At 59.2% G+C, this 19,412-nt stretch carries 16 protein-coding genes; 13 read left to right on the plus strand and 3 right to left on the minus strand.

The window, feature by feature from the left end; all coding sequences use genetic code 11:
• Window positions 1-30: 30 nt before the first annotated feature.
• Both JZX89_RS13450 and JZX89_RS13455 read right to left on the minus strand, forming a co-directional pair.
• Entirely contained in the window at window positions 31-1,785 is a 1,755-nt protein-coding gene (locus tag JZX89_RS13450; protein WP_149900755.1) for an alkaline phosphatase, read from the minus strand.
• 176 nt (window positions 1,786-1,961) lie between these two features.
• Window positions 1,962-2,555 carry a TetR/AcrR family transcriptional regulator gene (locus JZX89_RS13455; RefSeq protein WP_174374476.1) on the minus strand — a complete coding sequence of 198 codons (594 nt, stop codon included), beginning with the start codon at window positions 2,553-2,555 and terminating at the stop codon, window positions 1,962-1,964.
• A gap of 121 nt (window positions 2,556-2,676) precedes the next feature.
• On the opposite strand from JZX89_RS13455, the gene JZX89_RS13460 reads away from it, so the two are divergent.
• The 12 genes from JZX89_RS13460 to JZX89_RS13515 all read left to right on the plus strand — a co-directional run bounded on the left by JZX89_RS13460 (window position 2,677) and on the right by JZX89_RS13515 (window position 16,891).
• Window positions 2,677-3,903, plus strand: a complete 1,227-nt coding sequence (locus JZX89_RS13460) for an MFS transporter (protein WP_207134336.1) — start codon at window positions 2,677-2,679, stop codon at window positions 3,901-3,903.
• A 293-nt stretch (window positions 3,904-4,196) separates the two neighbouring features.
• Window positions 4,197-4,907 carry a GntR family transcriptional regulator gene (locus JZX89_RS13465; RefSeq protein ID WP_052819159.1) on the plus strand — a complete coding sequence of 237 codons (711 nt, stop codon included), beginning with the start codon at window positions 4,197-4,199 and terminating at the stop codon, window positions 4,905-4,907.
• 30 nt (window positions 4,908-4,937) lie between these two features.
• Window positions 4,938-6,053 (plus strand): ABC transporter ATP-binding protein, encoded by a 1,116-nt coding sequence (locus JZX89_RS13470; protein WP_207134337.1) that lies wholly within the window; start codon window positions 4,938-4,940, stop codon window positions 6,051-6,053.
• A complete protein-coding gene (locus JZX89_RS13475; protein WP_207134338.1) occupies window positions 6,050-6,979 on the plus strand; it encodes an ABC transporter permease in 930 nt (309 codons plus the stop codon). Before JZX89_RS13470 ends, JZX89_RS13475 begins: the two co-directional genes overlap by 4 nt.
• Before the next feature lie 11 nt (window positions 6,980-6,990).
• Window positions 6,991-7,872 (plus strand): carbohydrate ABC transporter permease, encoded by an 882-nt coding sequence (locus JZX89_RS13480; protein ID WP_035223884.1) that lies wholly within the window; start codon window positions 6,991-6,993, stop codon window positions 7,870-7,872.
• Between the two features lie 60 nt (window positions 7,873-7,932).
• Window positions 7,933-9,462 carry a type 2 periplasmic-binding domain-containing protein gene (locus tag JZX89_RS13485; protein ID WP_207134408.1) on the plus strand — a complete coding sequence of 510 codons (1,530 nt, stop codon included), beginning with the start codon at window positions 7,933-7,935 and terminating at the stop codon, window positions 9,460-9,462.
• A gap of 71 nt (window positions 9,463-9,533) precedes the next feature.
• Complete coding sequence (locus tag JZX89_RS13490; RefSeq protein ID WP_207134339.1) at window positions 9,534-11,864, plus strand: heparinase II/III domain-containing protein; 2,331 nt, start codon at window positions 9,534-9,536, stop codon at window positions 11,862-11,864.
• A gap of 17 nt (window positions 11,865-11,881) precedes the next feature.
• Window positions 11,882-12,631, plus strand: a complete 750-nt coding sequence (locus JZX89_RS13495) for an SDR family NAD(P)-dependent oxidoreductase (protein ID WP_174374471.1) — start codon at window positions 11,882-11,884, stop codon at window positions 12,629-12,631.
• Between the two features lie 16 nt (window positions 12,632-12,647).
• Window positions 12,648-13,817 carry an SGNH/GDSL hydrolase family protein gene (locus JZX89_RS13500; RefSeq protein WP_207134340.1) on the plus strand — a complete coding sequence of 390 codons (1,170 nt, stop codon included), beginning with the start codon at window positions 12,648-12,650 and terminating at the stop codon, window positions 13,815-13,817.
• Complete coding sequence (locus JZX89_RS13505; protein ID WP_207134341.1) at window positions 13,814-14,848, plus strand: hydroxyacid dehydrogenase; 1,035 nt, start codon at window positions 13,814-13,816, stop codon at window positions 14,846-14,848. The genes JZX89_RS13500 and JZX89_RS13505 overlap by 4 nt, the downstream gene beginning before the upstream one ends.
• Window positions 14,845-15,642, plus strand: a complete 798-nt coding sequence (locus JZX89_RS13510; RefSeq protein ID WP_207134342.1) for a sugar phosphate isomerase/epimerase family protein — start codon at window positions 14,845-14,847, stop codon at window positions 15,640-15,642. The genes JZX89_RS13505 and JZX89_RS13510 overlap by 4 nt, the downstream gene beginning before the upstream one ends.
• A 1-nt stretch (window position 15,643) precedes the next feature.
• Window positions 15,644-16,891, plus strand: a complete 1,248-nt coding sequence (locus JZX89_RS13515; protein ID WP_207134343.1) for a glucarate dehydratase family protein — start codon at window positions 15,644-15,646, stop codon at window positions 16,889-16,891.
• Window positions 16,892-16,953: 62 nt separating this feature from the next.
• Here the strand turns inward: JZX89_RS13515 and JZX89_RS13520 are convergent, their stop codons facing one another.
• Complete coding sequence (locus JZX89_RS13520; RefSeq protein WP_207134344.1) at window positions 16,954-17,796, minus strand: LysR family transcriptional regulator; 843 nt, start codon at window positions 17,794-17,796, stop codon at window positions 16,954-16,956.
• A gap of 98 nt (window positions 17,797-17,894) precedes the next feature.
• On the opposite strand from JZX89_RS13520, the gene JZX89_RS13525 reads away from it, so the two are divergent.
• Window positions 17,895-19,148, plus strand: a complete 1,254-nt coding sequence (locus JZX89_RS13525; protein ID WP_207134345.1) for an MFS transporter — start codon at window positions 17,895-17,897, stop codon at window positions 19,146-19,148.
• Window positions 19,149-19,412 lie beyond the last annotated feature (264 nt).

Here is a 19,412-nt window from a genome sequence, read left to right on the forward strand (position 1 = left end):
ATGGTGGCGCGCCCCTGCCCTGCTCAGATATTAGTTGGTCTGCTTGGCGCCGAGAGCGAAAGCCTCTGCGAGACCCTTGTAGACATCGCTCTGCTCCATATAACCGCGGAAGCCTTCGGCACCGGGTCCTTCGGCCTGCAGCACGACGTCATCAACCGCGTGTACGCCGCTGTCGGAGCTCTTCGGAATGATGCCGGTGACCAGCACGGCACCGGGAACATCCTTGTACTGCTCGTTGGCGATGTATTCCTTCTTTTCGTTCTGGATAGCCGGCGCAAACGGGCCATCGAGCTTCGGACGGAAGGTTTCGTAATGATCCGGACCGTTATTGGCGTTCAGGAACAGACGACGCGAAACATCGACCTTGTCCGGATAGCCGTCGCCGTCCTTGTCTTCATAGTTCGGGAAACCGGCTTCGGCATAGGTGCCGACCTTTTCACGCATGTCCGTACCGGGCTTGTCATCATCGACAGTACCGATGATGGAAACGCCGTGGGTATGGTCGCCGGTGACGATGATCAGCGTATCGGGGTTCTTGGCCGCAAATTCGCGGGCAACGCCGATGGCCTTGTCGAATTCGATCGTGTCGACGACGGCGCGATCCCAGTCGAGCGGATGCGACATCTTGTCGACGTTCGCCGCTTCGACCATCAGGAAGAAGCCTTCCGGGTTCTTCGACAGGCTGTCGAGCGCAACCTTGGTCATTTCAACCAGACCCGGTTGGTCCGGGAACTTGCCCGTGGTGCCCTTTTTCAGGAACTCGCGGTCAAGCGTGGTATCCATGTTGCCGGTGTGGAACAGGCCAAGGATCTTGCCGGTATTGGTGCCGGCAGCCGTTGCGAGTTCAGCCTTGCTGGTCGCCAGCGTGTAGCCCGCTTCCTTGAACAGGGCGATATAGTCCTTGTCGTCCTTGCGCTTGGAACCGGCGGTTGCCTGCGGCAGGAAATAAGCGGAACCGCCGCCGAGAAGCACATCAGGCTTCACGTCGAACAGCATGCCGTTGATGTCGGCCTTGTCGCCACGCTTGCGGGTATGGGCAACGACGGCAGCCGGCGTCGCATCCTGAACTTCGGCGGTGGAGATGATGCCGATCGACTTCTTGGTCTGGCGGCGCAGGGCTTCAGCCAGCGTTTCGACCTTCGGATCGTCGAGCGAGGCCGGAGTGCGGTCGGCATAAACGCCGATGGCGTTCACGGCGGTCTTGTGGCCGGTCATGTAGGCCGACATGGTGTTGGCGCTGTCGGTGGCGACGGCATCGGTGGCGGAGGTGCCGATGAAGGCAACCGGCGGCACGTCATCCATGTTGAGACGGCCATTGGCCTTACCCTCGGTCATGCCCTTGGACATGATGCGGGCGGCGGTGCGATGTGCTACCGACAGACCGTCGGCGATCAGGAAGATCACATTCTTGGCCTTCGCCTGGGCAGGCGTGCCATAAACCGTCCAGGTCACGTTCTTGGTTTCGGAACCGGCCGAAACTTCAACCTTGTAGTCACCGGCATTGGCGAGCGTGATGCCGCGCAGGATGACGGCCGAACCAAGAACCTTGTCCTTGTTCTTCTCTTCGGCAACGAACTCGACGTCCTTGCCGAGAACAGCCTTGTAATCCTGGCCGTTGACGGTGATCTTGACGTCTTCCGGCTTTACGACGGCGTCGAATTCCGCTTTGAAATCAAACGGCGAACCGGTCAGGATCGTAGCACGATCAAGCGGATAGACCTCGGCAGCCTGAGCGGCGCCGGCAAGAAAGGTCGTAGCGACCAAAGCAGCAACAATTTTGCGCATATTCCCCTCACGAGACATGTGAAAACCACAGCCTCTCCTAGACCCGCCATATGACAGTTGGATGACTTGTTGATTGCCATGTCGTGAAAGCTTGCGCTGACGGGGAAGCTATGAGGTGGGCGCTCAAGACGCCGCCCTCCCTTCAGTCCAGAGGTGCACGCCTGAACGGACGCGCATCAGCCTTTGTGAATGCGCAATCCTTCAAGCAAGGTGCGGAAGCTCTCAACCGCCCGTTTGGAAGTCGTCTCAGGATCGTCGGAATTGGCGATCCACTGGGCGGCGCTGCTGCTTGCTGCGTTGATGAAACGGGCACACGCCTCCGGGTCGATATCGGTGATTGTCCCTTCCTGCTTCAGCACATCAAGGCTTCGCGCGACGGCGGAGATACAGCCATTGGCATTTGGCCAGCGAGAGGGATCACCGAGCACAGCCGGTCCATCGCGAAACATGATCCGCTGTATTTCCGGCTCAAGAGCCATGCGGACATAACCGACATTCTCATCGATGAAACCGTCCCACCGGGTCGCGGCTTTCGACGAAATCTCGCAGAGCCTTTTCGTCATCTCCGCGTCGATCTCAGCGACAACCGCCAGCAGCAGGCCCTTTTTATCACCGAAATGGTGATAGAGCGCGCCACGGGTCAGCCCCGCCTCGGCGGTGAAGTCGTCCATCGACGCTTCAGCATAACCGATGCTGCCAAATGCCTTGCGACCGGCGGACAGAAGCTTTGCCCGTGTCTCGGCAATCATTTCACTGCGGGGTTTGCGCATTTTTTCTCCGTAGTCCACATACATCACGTATATTAGTTGACATACGCGACGTATGCAATTATTTCATTCACATACGCCACGTATGTGTGTGGTGGATACTCCCTGAAGAAGGTGCATCCCGATGTCTAATCCATACAGAGAAATTTTTAAGGCTCCGGGCGCGAAGGGCTTTTCCGCCGCGGGCTTCTTCGCCCGCCTGCCAATTGCGATGGCGCCGATCGGTATCGTCGCCATGCTTTCGCAGACCCATGGCGAATATTGGCTTGCCGGCGCCGTCTCGGCAACCTTTGCACTCACCAATGCCGCAGCCGCACCGCAGATCTCCCGCCTGGTGGACCGCAAGGGCCAAAGCAAGATCCTCATCCCGGCCACCATCATATCGGTCATCGCTTTTGTGGTTTTGATCCTCGCCACGAACCAGAAGTGGCCGGTCTGGACCCTGTTCCTTTCAGCCTTCCTCGCCGCCGCCATGCCCAGCATCCCCGCCATGATGCGTGCCCGCTGGACGGAAATCTTCCGCGACCGGCCAGAGCTGAACACCGCCTTTGCCTTTGAATCCGCCGCGGATGAGCTGGTTTATATTTCCGGCGCGTCGCTTTCCGTCGGGCTTGCGGTCTCGCTTTTTCCGGAAGCGGGCATGATGATCAGCACGGCGTCGCTGGCGCTCGGCACCTTTGCCTTCCTGCTGCAGCGGTCGACGGAACCCAAGGTGCGCCCGGTTGAAGGCGACAAACGGCAGCAATCAGCTATACGGCTGCGGCCGGTCCAGATCATTACACTTGCTCTGATCTTCGTCGGCTCGACCTTCGCCACGGCCGAGGTGAGCGCTGTGGCCATCACCAAGCAACTCGGCCAGCCGGAGGCCGCCAGCCTCGTCATCGGTGTGTATGCCATCGGCTCCTTCGTAGTCGGCCTGCTGCTTGGCGCGATCAACCCGAAAATGCCGTTACATCGCCAGTTGCTGATCGCAGTCAGTGTCCTTGCGCTTACCGCCCTGCCGCTTCTCTTTGCCACCTCCACCGTTGCCCTGCTCGCCTTTGCGGTTTTCCTCAGCGGTGTTGCAATCTCACCCATCTTCATCACCGCCTTCGGCCTGATCGAGCGCCGCGTACCGGAATCGATGCTGACGGAAGGTGTGACCTGGGTGATGACCGGCATCGGTATCGGCATGGCGCTCGGCGCCTTCATCGCCGGCTGGGTAATCGACAATTTCGGCCCCACCAACGGCTTCTGGATGTCCGTTGTTGCCAGCCTTTCGACAGTCGCCATCATTGGCCTCGGTCAGCGCAGCCTTTCCGGAGAGCAGAGATTTTCTGATCCGGCATGTGCGGCACAGCCCGCCGAATAATAACGGCGGCAAAATAGCTGGCATTATCATGCCCACAAGGCGCTTTTAGCCGCCGCTGAAACTCCCTTCAAAATCAAAACCCTTGCACCGGAGCGATCAAAGGATCGCTCCGGTTTTTTCGGTGTGGCGCTTCCCAACCGATCATTCACGCTTGACTCTCAAAAACACAATAGATATGTCACTACATAATCTGATATCTCAGTTTGGTAATTGATATGTCTAACGCTCTTAAATTTCCATCGCTGCCATTATCCGAACTCGTCACCCCGCGAGACTTGCCGGCTGATGGAAACATGACAAACCGGATCCATGCCCTGCTTCGCAAACTGATTGTCGAAGTGAAGCTGCTTCCCGGGCGTGCACTGTCGGAAAAGGAAATCGCAGCGCTCCTGCATGTCAGCAAGACGCCCGTGCGCGAGGCGATCATTCGCCTTTCCGAAGAAGGTTTCGTGACTGTCGTGCCGCAGGGCGGCACCTATATTTCGCCCATCGACGTGCAGCGTTACATGGAAGCCTGCTTCATCCGGTTCAAGCTGGAAGAGGGCGCCGTCATCGAGGCAACCAAGCGGCACTCGCTGGAAGACATAGCCCGTCTGAAAACCTGCATTTCCCAGCAGCGCACCGCTGCCGAGGACGAGGAATTCACGGATTTCTTCCTGCTGGATGAGGAATTTCACCGCACCATCTTCGCGGCAGCCCGCCTTCCCGGCGCCTGGAGCGTCGTCAATCAGGCGAAGGGCGAAATGGACCGGATGCGCCATCTGAAGCGTGTTTTTGCGGTTCGTCGCACTGAAAAGGTGATCGAGGAGCACGAAGCGATCGTCAGCGCCATCGAGTCAGGCGATATCGAGGCCGCACGCGAAGCCGTCCAGCGCCATCTCGGCTCACTCGAAACCAAGATCGCAGAACTCTCCAAGAACCCGAAGATCTGGACGTTCATCGAACAGGTCAACACGCGCGTCACGAGGAAGCGCGCCTCACGGGGGTCGAAGACGCCTGACTGAACATTCAAGGCTTTTGAGGAGGGGCCTTTCATGTCCGCAGTTCAAATCAACGACGTCGTCAAGCGCTATGGCGCCCTCGAAGTCGTCCACGGTATCAATCTTTCCATACAGCCGCAGGAATTCGTTGTCCTCGTTGGGCCTTCGGGATGCGGAAAATCCACCACGCTGCGCATGCTCGCCGGACTGGAGGACATCTCGGACGGCACCGTTTCGATGGATGGCCGGGTGGTCAACAAGGTCGCCCCGAAAGACCGCGATGTCGCCATGGTATTCCAGAACTATGCGCTCTACCCCCATCTGAGCGTGGCCGAGAACATCGCCTTCGGCCTGCGCGTCAGGGGCGAGAAGCGGGCCGTCATCGACAAGGCCGTTGCAGAAGCCGCACAGATATTGGGACTTACCGAATATCTAGCCCGCAAGCCGGCCGATCTTTCCGGCGGCCAGCGTCAGCGCGTCGCCATGGGTCGCGCCATCGTGCGCCAGCCGAAAATCTTCCTGTTCGACGAACCCCTCTCCAATCTCGATGCCAAGCTGCGCACCCACATGCGCGCCGAGATCAAGCTGCTGCACAAGCGGATGCAGGCCACCAGCATCTATGTCACCCACGACCAGGTGGAGGCGATGACGCTTGCCGACCGCATCGTCATCATGAATGGCGGCCATATCGAACAGGTCGGCTCGCCGATGGAGGTTTTCCTCGAACCGGCGAACACATTTGTCGCAAGCTTCATCGGCTCGCCGCCGATGAACCTTCTGGACGGGACGATCGAAAGCCATGATGGCCGCGTCACCGTTGTCCTCGATGGCGGCTCCGGCCAGCGCTTCAACATTCCCGATGCCTTCGCGAAGAACGCAACGCAAGGACAGGCCGTCAAGCTCGGCCTGCGACCGGAAATCATGTCGGTGGAGGCTGAAGAGGGTCGTGAAACATTAAATTGCAGCATCGATCTCGTAGAGCCGTTGGGCGCTGAAGCGCTGCTGCATGGGAAGGCCGATGGCCAGCCATTTATCGCCAAAGCCGAAACGCTTTATGGCGACCATGCCCTCAACGGCGTCAACCGGCTTTCCATCGATACCGCACGCGTCCACGTCTTTGATGCAGCGACCGGAAGGTCGCTCAAAAACCGGGGTGGAGCGCGGCCATGAAACAGGATTTCCAAGGGCGCCTTCACGACCTTCAGGAAGACATGCGCCGCGACTGGCAGCTCTACCTCCTGCTCGCGCCGATGCTCATCTGGTTTGCGGTTTTCCTCTACAAACCCATGTACGGATTGGTCATCGCATTCCAGGATTTCTCGATCTTTCGCGGCATCGAAAAAAGCCCCTGGGTCGGTTTTGCGAATTTTGTGGAGCTTTTCCAGAATGACATGTTCATTCGTTCCTTCTGGAACACCATCACCATCAGCAGCCTTGGCCTGATCTTCGCCTTTCCGGTGCCGATCATTCTGGCTCTGATGTTCAACGAAATTCAAAGCGGCATTGCCCGCAGCTGGGCGCAGACGGTCGTTTACCTGCCGCACTTCATTTCGGTGGTGATCGTCGCCGGCATCGTCATCAATTTCCTCTCGCCATCGATCGGCATCGTCAATCTCATGCTGAAAGGCCTTGGGTTTGAGCCGATCTATTTCCTGACCCAGCCGGAATGGTTCCGCCCCATCTACATCGGCTCGTCAGTCTGGAAAGAGGCAGGCTTCGAATCCATCGTCTATCTCGCCGCCATCGCCGGCGTGAGCCCGACGCTTTACGAATCCGCCCGGGTGGACGGCGCGTCGCGCTGGCAGATGATGTGGCGCATCACCCTGCCCTGCATCCTGCCGACAATCGTGATCATGCTGATCATCCGTATCGGCAATCTGGTCGAAGTCGGGTTCGAATATATCATCCTGCTTTATCGCCCATCCACCTATGAGACGGCGGACGTCGTTTCCACCTTCATCTACCGCACCGGCCTGCAGGGCACCCAATATGATCTGGCGACGGCCGCCGGCCTCTTCAACGCGGTCATCGCCTTCGTCCTCGTCTATTCGGCAAATCGCATCAGCCGAAAAGTCTCTTCGACATCGCTGTGGTGAGGAGCTGAAACATGGCAAACTTCAATCTCTATTCCCGCGGCGACAAGATTTTCGGCTGGGCAAACGCCATTCTTCTCGGCCTGTTCGTCCTGTCGACGCTCTATCCCTTCATCTACGTGCTGTCGGTCTCGCTCTCCTCGGGCGCTGCCGTCACGGCCGGCCGCGTCACGCTCTGGCCCGTCGATGTCACGCTTGCCGCCTATGACCGGGTGTTGTCCGACCGGATGTTCTGGGTCGCCTATGGCAACACCTTCATCTACACCTTCGGCGGCACGCTCATGAGCCTGCTGATCATGATCCCCGGAGCCTATGCGCTTTCGCGCAAACGCCTGCGTGGCCGCACCTTCTTCAACATCGCCATCGCATTTACGCTCTGGTTCAACGCCGGCATGATTCCCTTCTTCCTGAACATGCGCGATCTCGGGCTTCTCGACAGCCGCTTCGGCATCATCCTCGGGTTTGCGGCCAATGCGTTCAACGTCATTCTGCTGCGCAATTTTTTCGAAGCCGTGCCAAAATCATTCGAAGAGGCCGCCAAGATGGATGGCGCCAGCGAATTGCAGCTGCTGTGGAAGGTATTCATTCCACTGTCGAAACCCGCAATTGTCACCGTCGCGCTGTTCTGCATCGTGTCGCGCTGGAACGGTTATTTCTGGGCCATGGTGCTGCTGCGCGGCGAAGAAAAAATCCCGCTTCAGGTCTATCTGAAGCGCGTCATCGTCGACCTCAATTCGAATGACGAGTTCGCCTCTAGCCTGCTCACCGCCCACTATTCGTTCGAGACGGTGACATCGGCGATCATGATCGCGTCGATCATTCCAGTCCTTATTATCTACCCCTACGCGCAGAAGTATTTCACCAAAGGAATTCTGCTGGGTGGGGTCAAAGAGTAGCAGCACAAGGGAGGAGAACCTGTGAGAGCACTACGAAAAGGCGCGCCCCTACTGGCGTTGATGACAGCCGCAACCCTGTCCTTGCCGGCATTGGCACAGGATACGGGCAAGATCACCGAAGACCCGCTGGAACTGACGATCCATTTCCACTTCCGCGACAAATACGTCTATTCGGAAAAGTGGCCGGTGGAACAGAAGGCCGCGGAAATCACCAATATTCACGTCCGGAACGTGGCGTCGCTGGCGACTACGAGCAGCCGCGATGCATTCAATCTTCTGATCGCTTCGGGCAACCTTCCCGATATCGTCGGCGGCGACGCCACCGGCGGTTTGAAGGAGGACTTCATCCGTTACGGGCTGGAGGGCGCGTTCATTCCGCTCGATGAGCTGATCGAGGAAAACGCCCCCAACCTCAAGGCATTCTTCGACAGCCACAAGGAAATCCGCAACGCCATCTCCGGACCGGACGGCAAGCTTTATTTCATTCCCTATGTGCCGGATGGCAAGTTCTCGCGCGGCTGGTTCATCCGCCAGGACTGGCTCGACAAGCTTGGACTGAAGCAGCCGGAAACACCGGAAGAGGTCTACGAAGTTTTGAAAGCCTTCCGCGACAAGGACCCGAACGGCAACGGCCTCAAGGATGAGGTGCCTTATTTTGCCCGTGAGGAAATCGATGCCGTCCGCCTCATCAATCTGTGGGACGCACGCGTTTCGGGATCGGAGCGATATGGCGACTTTGCCGTTTATGACGGAAAGCTGCGTCACCCCTGGGCGGAAGAAAACTACAAGACCGGCATTTCCAATGTCGCCAAGTGGTACAAGGAAGGGCTGATCGACAAGGAGATATTCACCCGCGGCGCCCGCTCGCGCGAATATCTCTTGGGCAACAATCTCGGCGGCATGACACATGACTGGTTCGCCAGCACCTCGACTTACAATGACGCCCTGTCGCCGAAGATCGAGGGCTTTGCGCTAAAGCCCATGCTTCCGCCCAAGACGGTTTCGGGTGAGCGTTTCGAAGATTCCCGCCGCCTGCGTGTCCAGCCCGTTGGCTGGGCTATTTCGGCGACCAACGAACACACCGTCGAAACCATCAAATATTTCGACTTCTGGTTCTCGCAGCAGGGCCGCATCCTGTCGAATTTCGGCGTCGAGGGTCTCACTTACGAAATGGTCGACGGCAAGCCGCAGTTCAAGAAGGAAATCCTCGACAACAAAGATCCGGTCAATGCCCAGCTATGGGCAGTCGGTGCCGCGATCCCGCGCGGATACTGGATGGATTACGAATATGAGCGCCAGTGGACGAACAAGATCGCGCTTGAAGGCATTGACATGTACGAGAAGTGCAACTGCCTCAAGGACGAGTTCATGGGCGTTTCCCTGAACGCCGAGGAAAAGGCGACCTTCGACCGCTACTGGCCGAGCATCCTCACCTACATGACCGAAATGCAGCAGACCTGGATTCTCGGCGCGCAGGACGTCGATACCGGCTGGGACGCCTACAAAAAGCGCCTCAGCGCCCTCGGTTACGACGAGGTCATCAAGATGATGCAATCGGCCTATGACCGCCAGTACAAGGCGGCGCAATAAACCCTCCGACCACGATGGCGGCTTTATCGCCGCCATCCTTTCCCATCTGTTTTCATAGGAGTTAGAGCGCAATGCGTCCCTCTGCCCCGGCCATCTCCAGACAGACACTTCTCGATGAACCCCGCCCGGGTTCATTGACCATTGGCTACGAGCCGAGCGAAGAAGCACAGCCGACGGAGAACCCTCCGCGCTTTTCATGGCTACCCGATATCGACGACGGCGCGCGTTACGTGCTGCGCATTTCGACCGATCCCGGCTTTGCGGACAAAAAAAAGCTCGTCTTCGAAGATCTCGCCTGGAATTTCTTCACACCGGATGAAGCACTGCCGGAGGGCCACTATCACTGGTGTTACGCGCTTTGGGATCAGAAATCCGCAACGGCGCATTCCAACTGGAGCACCGTGCGCAGTTTCGAGATCGGTGCCGCACTGCCGAAAACGCCGCTGCCCGGCCGGTCTGCCCGCCACGCCGCCGCGCAAACCAGCCACCCCCGGCTGTGGCTTAACTCCGAGCAATTGAGCGCCTTCGCCAACGCCGTTGCCAAGGACCCCAACCATTGCGGCTGGGCCGAATTTTACGAAAAATCGGTTGAACCATGGCTGCAGCGGCCGGTTATGCCGGAACCGCAGCCCTATCCCAACAACATGCGTGTCGCCACGCTCTGGCGGCAGATGTACATCGATTGCCAGGAAGTGATCTATGCGATCCGGCACCTGGCCATCGCCGGCCGCGTGCTCGGGCGCGACGATCTTCTTGATGCATCCCGCAAATGGCTGCTGGCAGTCGCCGCCTGGGACCCGAAAGGTGCGACCTCGCGCGCCTATAATGACGAGGCGGGGTTCCGTGTCGTCGTCGCCCTCGCCTGGGGTTATGACTGGCTGTACGACCATCTGAGCGAAGACGAACGCAGGACCGTGCGATCCGTTCTTCTCGAACGGACGCGGGAAGTTGCCGATCATGTCATCGCACACGCCCGCATTCACGTCTTTCCCTATGACAGCCATGCGGTGCGCTCGCTCTCGGCTGTACTGACACCAGCCTGCATCGCGCTTCAGGGCGAAAGCGATGAGGCCGGAGAATGGCTCGACTATACCGTCGAATTCCTTGCCACGCTCTATTCGCCATGGGCCGGAACCGATGGCGGCTGGGCGGAAGGTCCGCATTACTGGATGACAGGCATGGCCTATCTCATCGAGGCCGCCAACCTGATCCGCTCCTATATCGGTTACGATCTTTATCAACGGCCGTTTTTCCAGAATACCGGCCGCTTCCCGCTTTACACCAAGGCGCCCGGCACCCGTCGCGCCAACTTCGGCGACGACTCCACGCTCGGCGATCTTCCCGGCCTGAAGCTAGGATACAACGTCCGGCAATTCGCCGGCGTCACCGGCAACGGTCACTATCAGTGGTACTTCGATCACATCAAGGCCGATGCGACGGGCACGGAAATGGCCTTTTACAATTACGGCTGGTGGGACCTGAACTTCGACGATCTCGTCTATCGCCACGATTACCGGCAGGTGGAAGCCGTGTCGCCCGCCGACTTGCCGGCACTCGCCGTTTTCGATGATATCGGTTGGGCCACTATCCAGAAACATATGGAAGACCCGGACCGGCACCTACAGTTCGTCTTCAAATCCAGCCCCTACGGTTCGCTAAGCCACAGCCACGGCGACCAGAATGCCTTTGTGCTTTATGCCCATGGCGAAGATCTGGCGATCCAGTCCGGTTATTATGTGGCGTTCAATTCGCAGATGCATCTGAACTGGCGGCGTCAGACACGGTCGAAAAATGCCGTGCTGATCGGCGGCAAAGGCCAATATGCGGAAAAGGACAAGGCGCTTGCCCGCCGCGCCGCCGGCCGCATCGTCTCGGTGGAGGAAAAGCCCGGCCATGTTCGCATCGTCGGCGATGCAACCGCCGCCTACCAGGTTGCGAACCCGCTGGTTCAAAAGGCTCTGCGCGAAACCCACTTCGTCAATGACAGCTATTTCGTGATTGTCGATGAGGTGGAATGTTCCGAACCCCAGGAACTGCAATGGCTTTGCCATACGCTCGCAGCCCCGCAGACCGGCAGGTCGAGCTTCCGCTACAATGGCCAGAAAGCCGGCTTCTACGGGCAGTTCGTCTATTCTTCGGCCGGCACGCCGCAAATCAGCGCCGTGGAAGGTTTTCCCGATATAGACCCGAAGGAATTCGAAGGGCTCGATATTCACCACCATGTCTGCGCCACGGTTCCGGCCGCCACCCGGCATCGCCTTGTCACCCTTCTCGTGCCTTACAGCCTGAAAGAGCCGAAGCGTATCTTCAGCTTCATCGATGATCAGGGTTTTTCCACCGACATCTACTTCAGCGATGTCGATGACGAGCGCTTCAAGCTCTCACTTCCCAAGCAGTTCTAACCATACGAGGTTTTCCAATGCAGCGTTTTACCAACAAGACCGTTGTTGTCGCCGGCGCCGGCCGGGATATCGGCCGGGCATGTGCCATCCGTTTTGCGCAGGAAGGCGCCAATGTCGTTCTTACCTATAATGGTGCTGCCGATGGTGCGGCTACAGCCGTTACCGAAATCGAAAAGCTTGGCCGCTCGGCTCTGGCCATCAAGGCTGATCTCACCAATGCAAGCGACGTTGAGGCAGCCATATCCGCAGCTGCGGACAAATTCGGCGAGATCCATGGCCTCGTCCATGTTGCCGGCGGCCTGATCGCCCGCAAGACAATTGCAGAGATGGACGAAGCCTTCTGGCATCAGGTCCTCGACGTCAATCTGACATCGCTGTTCCTGACCACCAAGGCCGCATTGCCCAAAATGGCAAAGGGCGGGGCGATCGTCACCTTCTCGTCGCAGGCCGGCCGTGATGGCGGCGGCCCGGGCGCTCTTGCCTATGCGACCTCCAAGGGTGCCGTGATGACGTTCACCCGCGGGCTTGCCAAGGAAGTCGGCCCTGATATCCGTGTTAACGCCGTTTGCCCCGGCATGATCTCGACCACCTTCCACGATACCTTCACCAAGCCGGAGGTGCGCGAACGGGTGGCCGGCGCGACGTCGCTCAAGCGCGAAGGGTCGAGCGAAGACGTCGCCGGTCTGGTGGCCTTCCTCGCGTCCGACGATGCCGCCTATGTCACCGGCGCCTGCTACGACATTAATGGCGGCGTCCTGTTTTCCTGATATCCCGGTAAAAACCATGTCCGTATCGTTACCAAGGGCGAGCCGGGTTGCCATTCTCGGCACCTCGCTCGTCCAGCAGAACCATATTGGCGACGCCAGCTCGCTTGCCACATCGGCACGCGGCTGGATGAGCTGGGCCGAGGTGCTGTCGCATGGCAGGCTTTGTTGCCCGGTTCACCACGATCCATCCGTGCCGCCCGGCTGGGAGCCGAGTAATAGGCCCGGTGTCAGCCGGTTCTTTTCCGGCCTCAATTTCGGGGTTTCCGGCCAGAAGGCGGTCGAGATCGAACGGCGGCTGCCGCGACTGCTGCAATCGGATTTCGATCTGATCATCGTCGATGCCGGTACCAATGACATGATGGTGGAAACGCGCCAGACGATTGCCGACACGCGGGCAAGGATCGCCTCAGTCCTGCTCGCCGCCGGCAAGACCGTGATCCTGCTTCCCATTCTGGCGCGAAGCGTCGGGAAATGGCCCGCGGGCGGTACGGAGCGGGCAAAGGCGCACTGGATCAACCGGCGAAGCATCGAATTTGCGGCAAACAACGCCAATTGCCATGTCTTCGACTGGAACGCCGCGTGGGTCGACCCTGACAGCGAATTCGGCGAGCCATATCCCGGCTATTCCGATGACGGAACTCATTTTTCCATACCCGGCGCCTTTGCCGTCGGGCAATTGCTGGCGGATTATCTCGAAACGATCGTGCCCCGCGCGACTGCCCGGCTGCTGTCAAAGGATGACCGCTTCGATCCGGTAAACAATCCCGCCGGCAATCTCGCATCGGATCTTTCGGCCCGGACCGTCACCGAAACGGGTGAGCAGAACCATCGTCTTGGCGGGCAGCTTGTCCACCCCGGCACTGGCGTGTGGGTGGAAGCGATCTGCGACGTGGAGGTGCCGGCCAATGATGGCGTTCTGGCCATATCGCTGCGACTGAAAGATGTCGCAGACGAAGGACAGTCAGTAACAGCGCTCGCACCGTTCCGTGCCAATGACGGCAGGCTCTTTTCCTTTCCGTCCGCACAGTGGCAAGGCGCGTTAAGGACCCCTCCCCTGAAACTGCGGCCGGGCAAAACACGGCCTGAGCTTTTTCTCGATGTGATCCTGCAGCCAGGTTCGCAGCCGATCGAGATCGATGTTTCCAAGATCGACATCCGCCCCATTTCAAATCCGGTGCGCGCATGAAACATTCTCAGACCAAACCACGCCTGCTGATCGCCATGCGCAGCGAGCTTCCCGAAGGTTTCTTCGGTTCGCGCGAATGGGCGCGGCTGAATGCCATAACGGATATCATTCCGGGTTTTCCCCATACGGATTTCGACACGGCTAAAGGTGCCGAAGCTCTCGCCGAAGCGGATATTCTGCTCGCTGCCTGGGGTACGCCATCCCTCACCCGCGAACGCCTTTCACGCGCGCCACGGCTAAAAATGCTGGCCTATGCGGCATCATCGGTGCGGATGGTTGCGCCCGCAGAATTCTGGGAGACGTCCGATATTCTCGTCACGACAGCCGCATCCGCCATGGCCGTGCCGGTTGCCGAATTCACCTATGCGGCGATCATCATGTGCGGCAAGGATGTCTTTCGACTGCGGGATGAACACAGGGTAGAGCGCGGCACCGGCGTTTTTGGCAGCAGGCGTGGCAAAAGCCTGGCCCATCTCGGTAACCATGCCCGCAAGGTCGGCATTGTCGGTGCCTCACGCATCGGGCGTCTGGTGATGGAGATGCTGGCGCGCGGCACATTCGAGATTGCCGTTTACGATCCCTTTATCTCAGCAGAAGAAGCAGCTTCCCTCGGCGCGAGGAAAACGGAGTTGGACGAGCTTCTCGCATGGTCCGATGTGGTCTCGCTGCACGCGCCGATCCTTCCGGAAACGCACCATATGATCGGCGCCCGCGAACTGGCGCTGATGGCCGATCATGCCATCTTCATCAACACCGCGCGGGGTTGGCTCGTCGATCACGATGCATTGCTGGCCGAGGCCCTTTCCGGGCGGCTGCGCATCCTGATCGACACGCCCGAACCCGAGCCCTTACCAACGGAAAGCCCGTTTTATGACCTGCCCAATGTCGTGCTCACCCCTCATATAGCCGGGGCGCTGGGCAACGAATTACGCGCTCTTTCCGATCTGGCCATTACCGAGATTGAACGCTTCGTCGCGGGGCTTGCGCCCCTCCATCCGGTCCACAAGCAGGATATGGAGCGGATGGCATGAGCGGTTCCGACTATTGCTTTTCGACCCTCGGCTGCTCCGAACTCAGCCTGCATCAGACCGCCGATCTGGCAGAGCGCCATGGTATAACAAGCGTGGAATTGCGCGCACTATCGGGCACGATCGACCTGATCGCCGCGCTCGTTGCCGAGTTTGGCACACCTGCCCGATTTGCCGCCTTCCTGTCCGAACGCAACCTCAGAATTGCCGCTCTCAACACATCCATGCGGCTGTTCGGCAGCAGTAGTCTCTCCGAGCTCGACCCCTTCATTGACTGGGCGGAAGCTGCCAACATCGCCTATCTGCGGATATTCGACGGTGGCAAAAAAATTGGGGCGGAGGAGCTGGATCGCGCAGCGGCGCTGCTGGACGAGTGGCAAGGTCTGCGGCAATCACGCGGGCTGAATGTCGAGCTGATGATCGAAACCCACGATGCGTTGGCCGATTTCGATCAGCTGCTCGCCTTTCTGGAATACGTGCCGACGGCCCGGATATTGTGGGATACCCATCATACATGGGCCAGGGGCACCGATCTCAAAACCCTTTGGCACCATATCGCGAAAAACGCCGTCCACCTGCACGTCAAGGACAGCACGGCGGATATAGAGGGAAAACGGCACTACGTCTTGCCCGGCCAGGGCGACTTTCCCATCGCGGAACTGCTTTCGTTGCTCCAGCCGGACGAACGGAAAATACCCCTCAGTCTCGAATGGGAACGCCACTGGCACCCTCAACTGCCACCATTGGAAGACGCGCTGAAGGCTGCGCGCCACTGGTGGCGACAAGGAGTTTCTTGACATGCGCATAGCCGAAATCCACCTCACTCCGGTCGCCATTCCCGACCGGCCGTTGCTGAACTGCAAAGGCGTCCACCAGCCCCACGCGCTGCGCACAATCATCGAAGTCATATGCGACGACGGCACGACCGGGCTTGGGGAAAGTTACGGCAGCATCAAGGCGCTGGATGGGTTGCGCCGCGCCGCGCCAGCCCTCATCGGCTTGGACCCGTTTCATCTTCACGAACTGAAATCGCGTGTCATCGCAGCCTTGCCGGGCGGTGGCGGCATCAATGCCAAATCGGCTGTCGCCGATCACAAGCTGACGGATGTGGTTGCCTCGGCCTTCGAAGTCCCCTGCTTCGACATTCAGGGCAAGCTGCTCGGGCGGCCGGTTTCAGACCTGCTCGGCGGCGCGGTTCGCACAAGCGTACCTTTCAGCGCCTATCTCTTTTTCAAATTCGCAGGCCATATCGGCGAAGCGGCGGATGAATGGGGGGAGGTTCTGACCCCTGACCAGATGGTAGGCGAAGCCCGCAGGATGGTCGACACATACGGCTTTCAATCGTTGAAACTGAAGGGCGGCGTGCTGCATCCCGATCTCGAGATCGAGACGATGCTGAAGCTGCGGCAAGCCTTTCCGCATCATCCCCTGAGGATCGATCCCAATGGCGGCTGGACGGTGGAAACGGCCATCTACATTGCCCGCAAGCTTGAAAATATTCTGGAATATCTTGAGGATCCGGTCATCGGCATGGACCAGATGGCGCAGGTGGCGGCCGCAACCTCAATCCCGCTCGCCACCAACATGATCGTTCTGGAATTCGACCAAATCGCCACCGCCTTCCGCAAGAACGCGGTGCAGATCGTGCTGTCAGATCACCATTACTGGGGCGGATTGCGCGCTTCGACCCATCTCGCAAAGACCTGCGAGACATTGGGGCTTGGTGTTTCCATGCATTCCAATTCCCACCTCGGCATCACCCTTGCGGCGATGGTGCATGTGGCCGCCGCAACGCCGAACCTTAGTTTCGATTGTGACACACATTACCCATGGACAGGCGTCGATGTGATCGAGGGCACCCCTTTCACATTCCGAAACGGTCGTCTGGATGTGCCGACAGCGCCCGGACTTGGCGTCAGTCTTAATCGGCAGAAGCTCGCCGAACTTGCGGCTCTCTATGAGCAGACCGCGATGAAGGAGCGCGACGACACAGCCTACATGAAGCTCTTCGACCCCGCCTATGAAAGGCGTGTGCCGCGTTGGTAATCTTGCATGGCCAGAACTCGACTGGGCGATTTCTTCGCGCTTCCGGCCAACCGCACGCCAGATCAGGATGATCGAAATGCCCCGGTGATGCGTCGAAGCACGGCATTTGCACTGTCGCCGGTAACCGTCGAAATCATCACGACATCCAGTTTCGGAAGCTCCGGCAGCGCGCGGGCCTTGACCTGCCGCACACCGGCGGGGGCTGCACTTTGCGCCAGAAGTGCTACGCCAATCCCGGCTTCGGCCGCGGCTCCGACCGCCGTGGCACCGGTGCCGACAAACACTTCGCGCCAGGGGATATCCGCCGCCTCCAGCGCCCGAAGGGCCATGGCGCGCAAATTGCAGGGTTCGGGTTGAAGTACCAGCGGCAGCGGGGCGTTTGAAGGCAGATCGAAATCCGCGCTGCAATACCAGCCAAAGCTCTCCTGAAACAGAGGCTCGCCATCCCGGCGGATATCATCGTGCCGCAGCACAACGATCGCGTCGAGTTCTCCGGCATCATAGAGGTCAAGCAGGGTCCGTGTGCCGGCCGTGCGAAGATGAAGCGTCACGCTCGTCTCGCGCTCGCTGACCACCCGAAGTATCCGAGGCAGGTCGGCTCCGATCAGATGATGGGTGACGCCGATCGCCAGACGCGTTGGCTCCTGCCCAAAGACATCAAGCGCACGACGACCGGCAGCGACATAGGCCCGCGCCGGCTCCAGAAAGCGTTCGCCTGCAGCCGTCAACCGCACCCGGCGTGGCGTCCGCTCGACGAGGCGATGCCCCAGCAGGTCTTCGAGCCGGCGCAAGCGCAGGGATATGGCCGCCTGCGTCGTATTCATAACGCCTGCAACCCGCGTGAAGGACTGCAATTCGGCAACAAGAAGAAAAGTCTCGACGGCTTCAGGATCCAATGAACGCATGCTTGCATAACAAACTGTTATCGCTGAAACTTGCAAGCTCCTAATTCTGTCGGCTGAACAGAAAGGTTACTGCACGAAAACCCTGATAGGAGCCTTTCGTGTCGTCACAGATTTCTTTGTCCTCGCCCCCACCCGCGTCCGAGACCGATCCCAGCATCTGGGCAGTCCTTGCCGTGGCGGTCGGAACGCAAACCGCGGGCTCATTCGTATCGCAGGGAATTTACATTCTCGTGCCCTTCTGGCGGGAAGCATTCGGGGTCTCCCTCGCATCTGCGTCGCTTGCCGTGACCGTCATGAACGGTGTCCAGATCGCGACAATGTTCATGCTCGGCCGCGCCATTGATATTCACGGTGAACGTCACATCGTCGGCATTGCCATGCTCGGCATGGCGATCGCCATGGCCTGTGCGGCGGCATTCGCAAACAGCCTGCCCGCGCTGCTTGTTTGCATCGCTTTTCTGGGCGGCACCTATGCGGCCGTCCAACCGGGCGGCACGCGGGCGATCATGCGCTGGTTCCCGCCTGCCAAACGCGGCATTGCCACAGGGTTTAGGCAAGCAGCGGTTCCCTTCGGGACAATGATTGCAGCCGCTCTCCTGCCATTCATGGCGGTCCGTTACGGGTGGCATGCCGCGGCATGGCTTTGCGGCGGTATTTCCATCGCCGGCGCGGCGCTCTTCTGGGGGCTGTATCGTGAGGGAGGCGATTTGGCCGCCAAAACCGAGCGTCCACTGCCTTTGGCAAAACTCGTCCGCATCGTCGGACAGGATCGCAGCTTCTGGCCCGTATTGCGGCTCGGTATCGCCATGTCTGCATTTCAATTCACCCTGACCGCACACATCATCGGCTTCATGGCGGATGGATTGGGGCTAGGCCTCTTTGTCGCTTCTTCGATGTTTGCCGCCACACAGCTTGCTGGCATTCCCGGCCGTATTCTGCTGCCATGGCTCAACGATCGTTTCCGGCCCGGTCTTCGCGGCCAATCCTTTGGCCTGGTATCCGTCATTGCCGCCGGCGCGGCCACAATCCTTGCGCTTCTTCCCATCGGCACTCCGCCGCCGGTGATCCTCCTGGTGCTCGTCATATTGGGTATATTCGGGATCGGCTGGTTTCCGCTTTACCTTCTGCAGATTGCCGAGAGCGCACCGAAAGGTTCGATAGCATCGACAATCGCCTTCGCGTCCACGATCTGTTTGGGTGTGATGGCAATTGGTCCCTATCTCTTCGGGCTGCTGGTTGATGGTTTTGGCTATGGGGCGGCATGGGCGGTACTCATCTTGCCGGTGGTTGTGACGGCCCTGCCCCTGGCAATCTCGCCGCGCCCCTCGATAGCCCAAACCGGCTCGTCGTGAAGAGACTGAATAAAGACGCCGATCAAAACCTCTCTGAGACGCCGCAACAGGTGGAAGAGGCTTGCCGCGGCGATGGAAATCTACGCAGCCCGCATCAAACAAGCCACAGGTCTAGATGTCGGCTCTCCACTGGGCGCTGGCGCAGCGCGTGGGCTGGGAGCGGCTGTGCGGCAAGCTTCACCCACCGCTACGGCATTGTCATATGGGTCAAAACGAAAACCAAATATCCGGGAACGTACAGCATATCATTGCTTTTGGTCTCCA

This window comes from Agrobacterium burrii (genome assembly GCF_017313405.1).
GTDB lineage: Bacteria > Pseudomonadota > Alphaproteobacteria > Rhizobiales > Rhizobiaceae > Agrobacterium > Agrobacterium burrii.

What these genes read in the sequence shown, in the direction of transcription:
- JZX89_RS13450 (WP_149900755.1), bottom strand. Translation starts at nt 1,785, where the DNA reads ATGCGCAAAATTGTTGCTGCTTTGGTCGCTACGACCTTTCTTGCCGGC.
- JZX89_RS13455 (WP_174374476.1), bottom strand. Translation starts at nt 2,555, where the DNA reads ATGCGCAAACCCCGCAGTGAAATGATTGCCGAGACACGGGCAAAGCTT.
- JZX89_RS13460 (WP_207134336.1), top strand. Translation starts at nt 2,677, where the DNA reads ATGTCTAATCCATACAGAGAAATTTTTAAGGCTCCGGGCGCGAAGGGC.
- JZX89_RS13465 (WP_052819159.1), top strand. Translation starts at nt 4,197, where the DNA reads ATGACAAACCGGATCCATGCCCTGCTTCGCAAACTGATTGTCGAAGTG.
- JZX89_RS13470 (WP_207134337.1), top strand. Translation starts at nt 4,938, where the DNA reads ATGTCCGCAGTTCAAATCAACGACGTCGTCAAGCGCTATGGCGCCCTC.
- JZX89_RS13475 (WP_207134338.1), top strand. Translation starts at nt 6,050, where the DNA reads ATGAAACAGGATTTCCAAGGGCGCCTTCACGACCTTCAGGAAGACATG.
- JZX89_RS13480 (WP_035223884.1), top strand. Translation starts at nt 6,991, where the DNA reads ATGGCAAACTTCAATCTCTATTCCCGCGGCGACAAGATTTTCGGCTGG.
- JZX89_RS13485 (WP_207134408.1), top strand. Translation starts at nt 7,933, where the DNA reads ATGACAGCCGCAACCCTGTCCTTGCCGGCATTGGCACAGGATACGGGC.
- JZX89_RS13490 (WP_207134339.1), top strand. Translation starts at nt 9,534, where the DNA reads ATGCGTCCCTCTGCCCCGGCCATCTCCAGACAGACACTTCTCGATGAA.
- JZX89_RS13495 (WP_174374471.1), top strand. Translation starts at nt 11,882, where the DNA reads ATGCAGCGTTTTACCAACAAGACCGTTGTTGTCGCCGGCGCCGGCCGG.
- JZX89_RS13500 (WP_207134340.1), top strand. Translation starts at nt 12,648, where the DNA reads ATGTCCGTATCGTTACCAAGGGCGAGCCGGGTTGCCATTCTCGGCACC.
- JZX89_RS13505 (WP_207134341.1), top strand. Translation starts at nt 13,814, where the DNA reads ATGAAACATTCTCAGACCAAACCACGCCTGCTGATCGCCATGCGCAGC.
- JZX89_RS13510 (WP_207134342.1), top strand. Translation starts at nt 14,845, where the DNA reads ATGAGCGGTTCCGACTATTGCTTTTCGACCCTCGGCTGCTCCGAACTC.
- JZX89_RS13515 (WP_207134343.1), top strand. Translation starts at nt 15,644, where the DNA reads ATGCGCATAGCCGAAATCCACCTCACTCCGGTCGCCATTCCCGACCGG.
- JZX89_RS13520 (WP_207134344.1), bottom strand. Translation starts at nt 17,796, where the DNA reads ATGCGTTCATTGGATCCTGAAGCCGTCGAGACTTTTCTTCTTGTTGCC.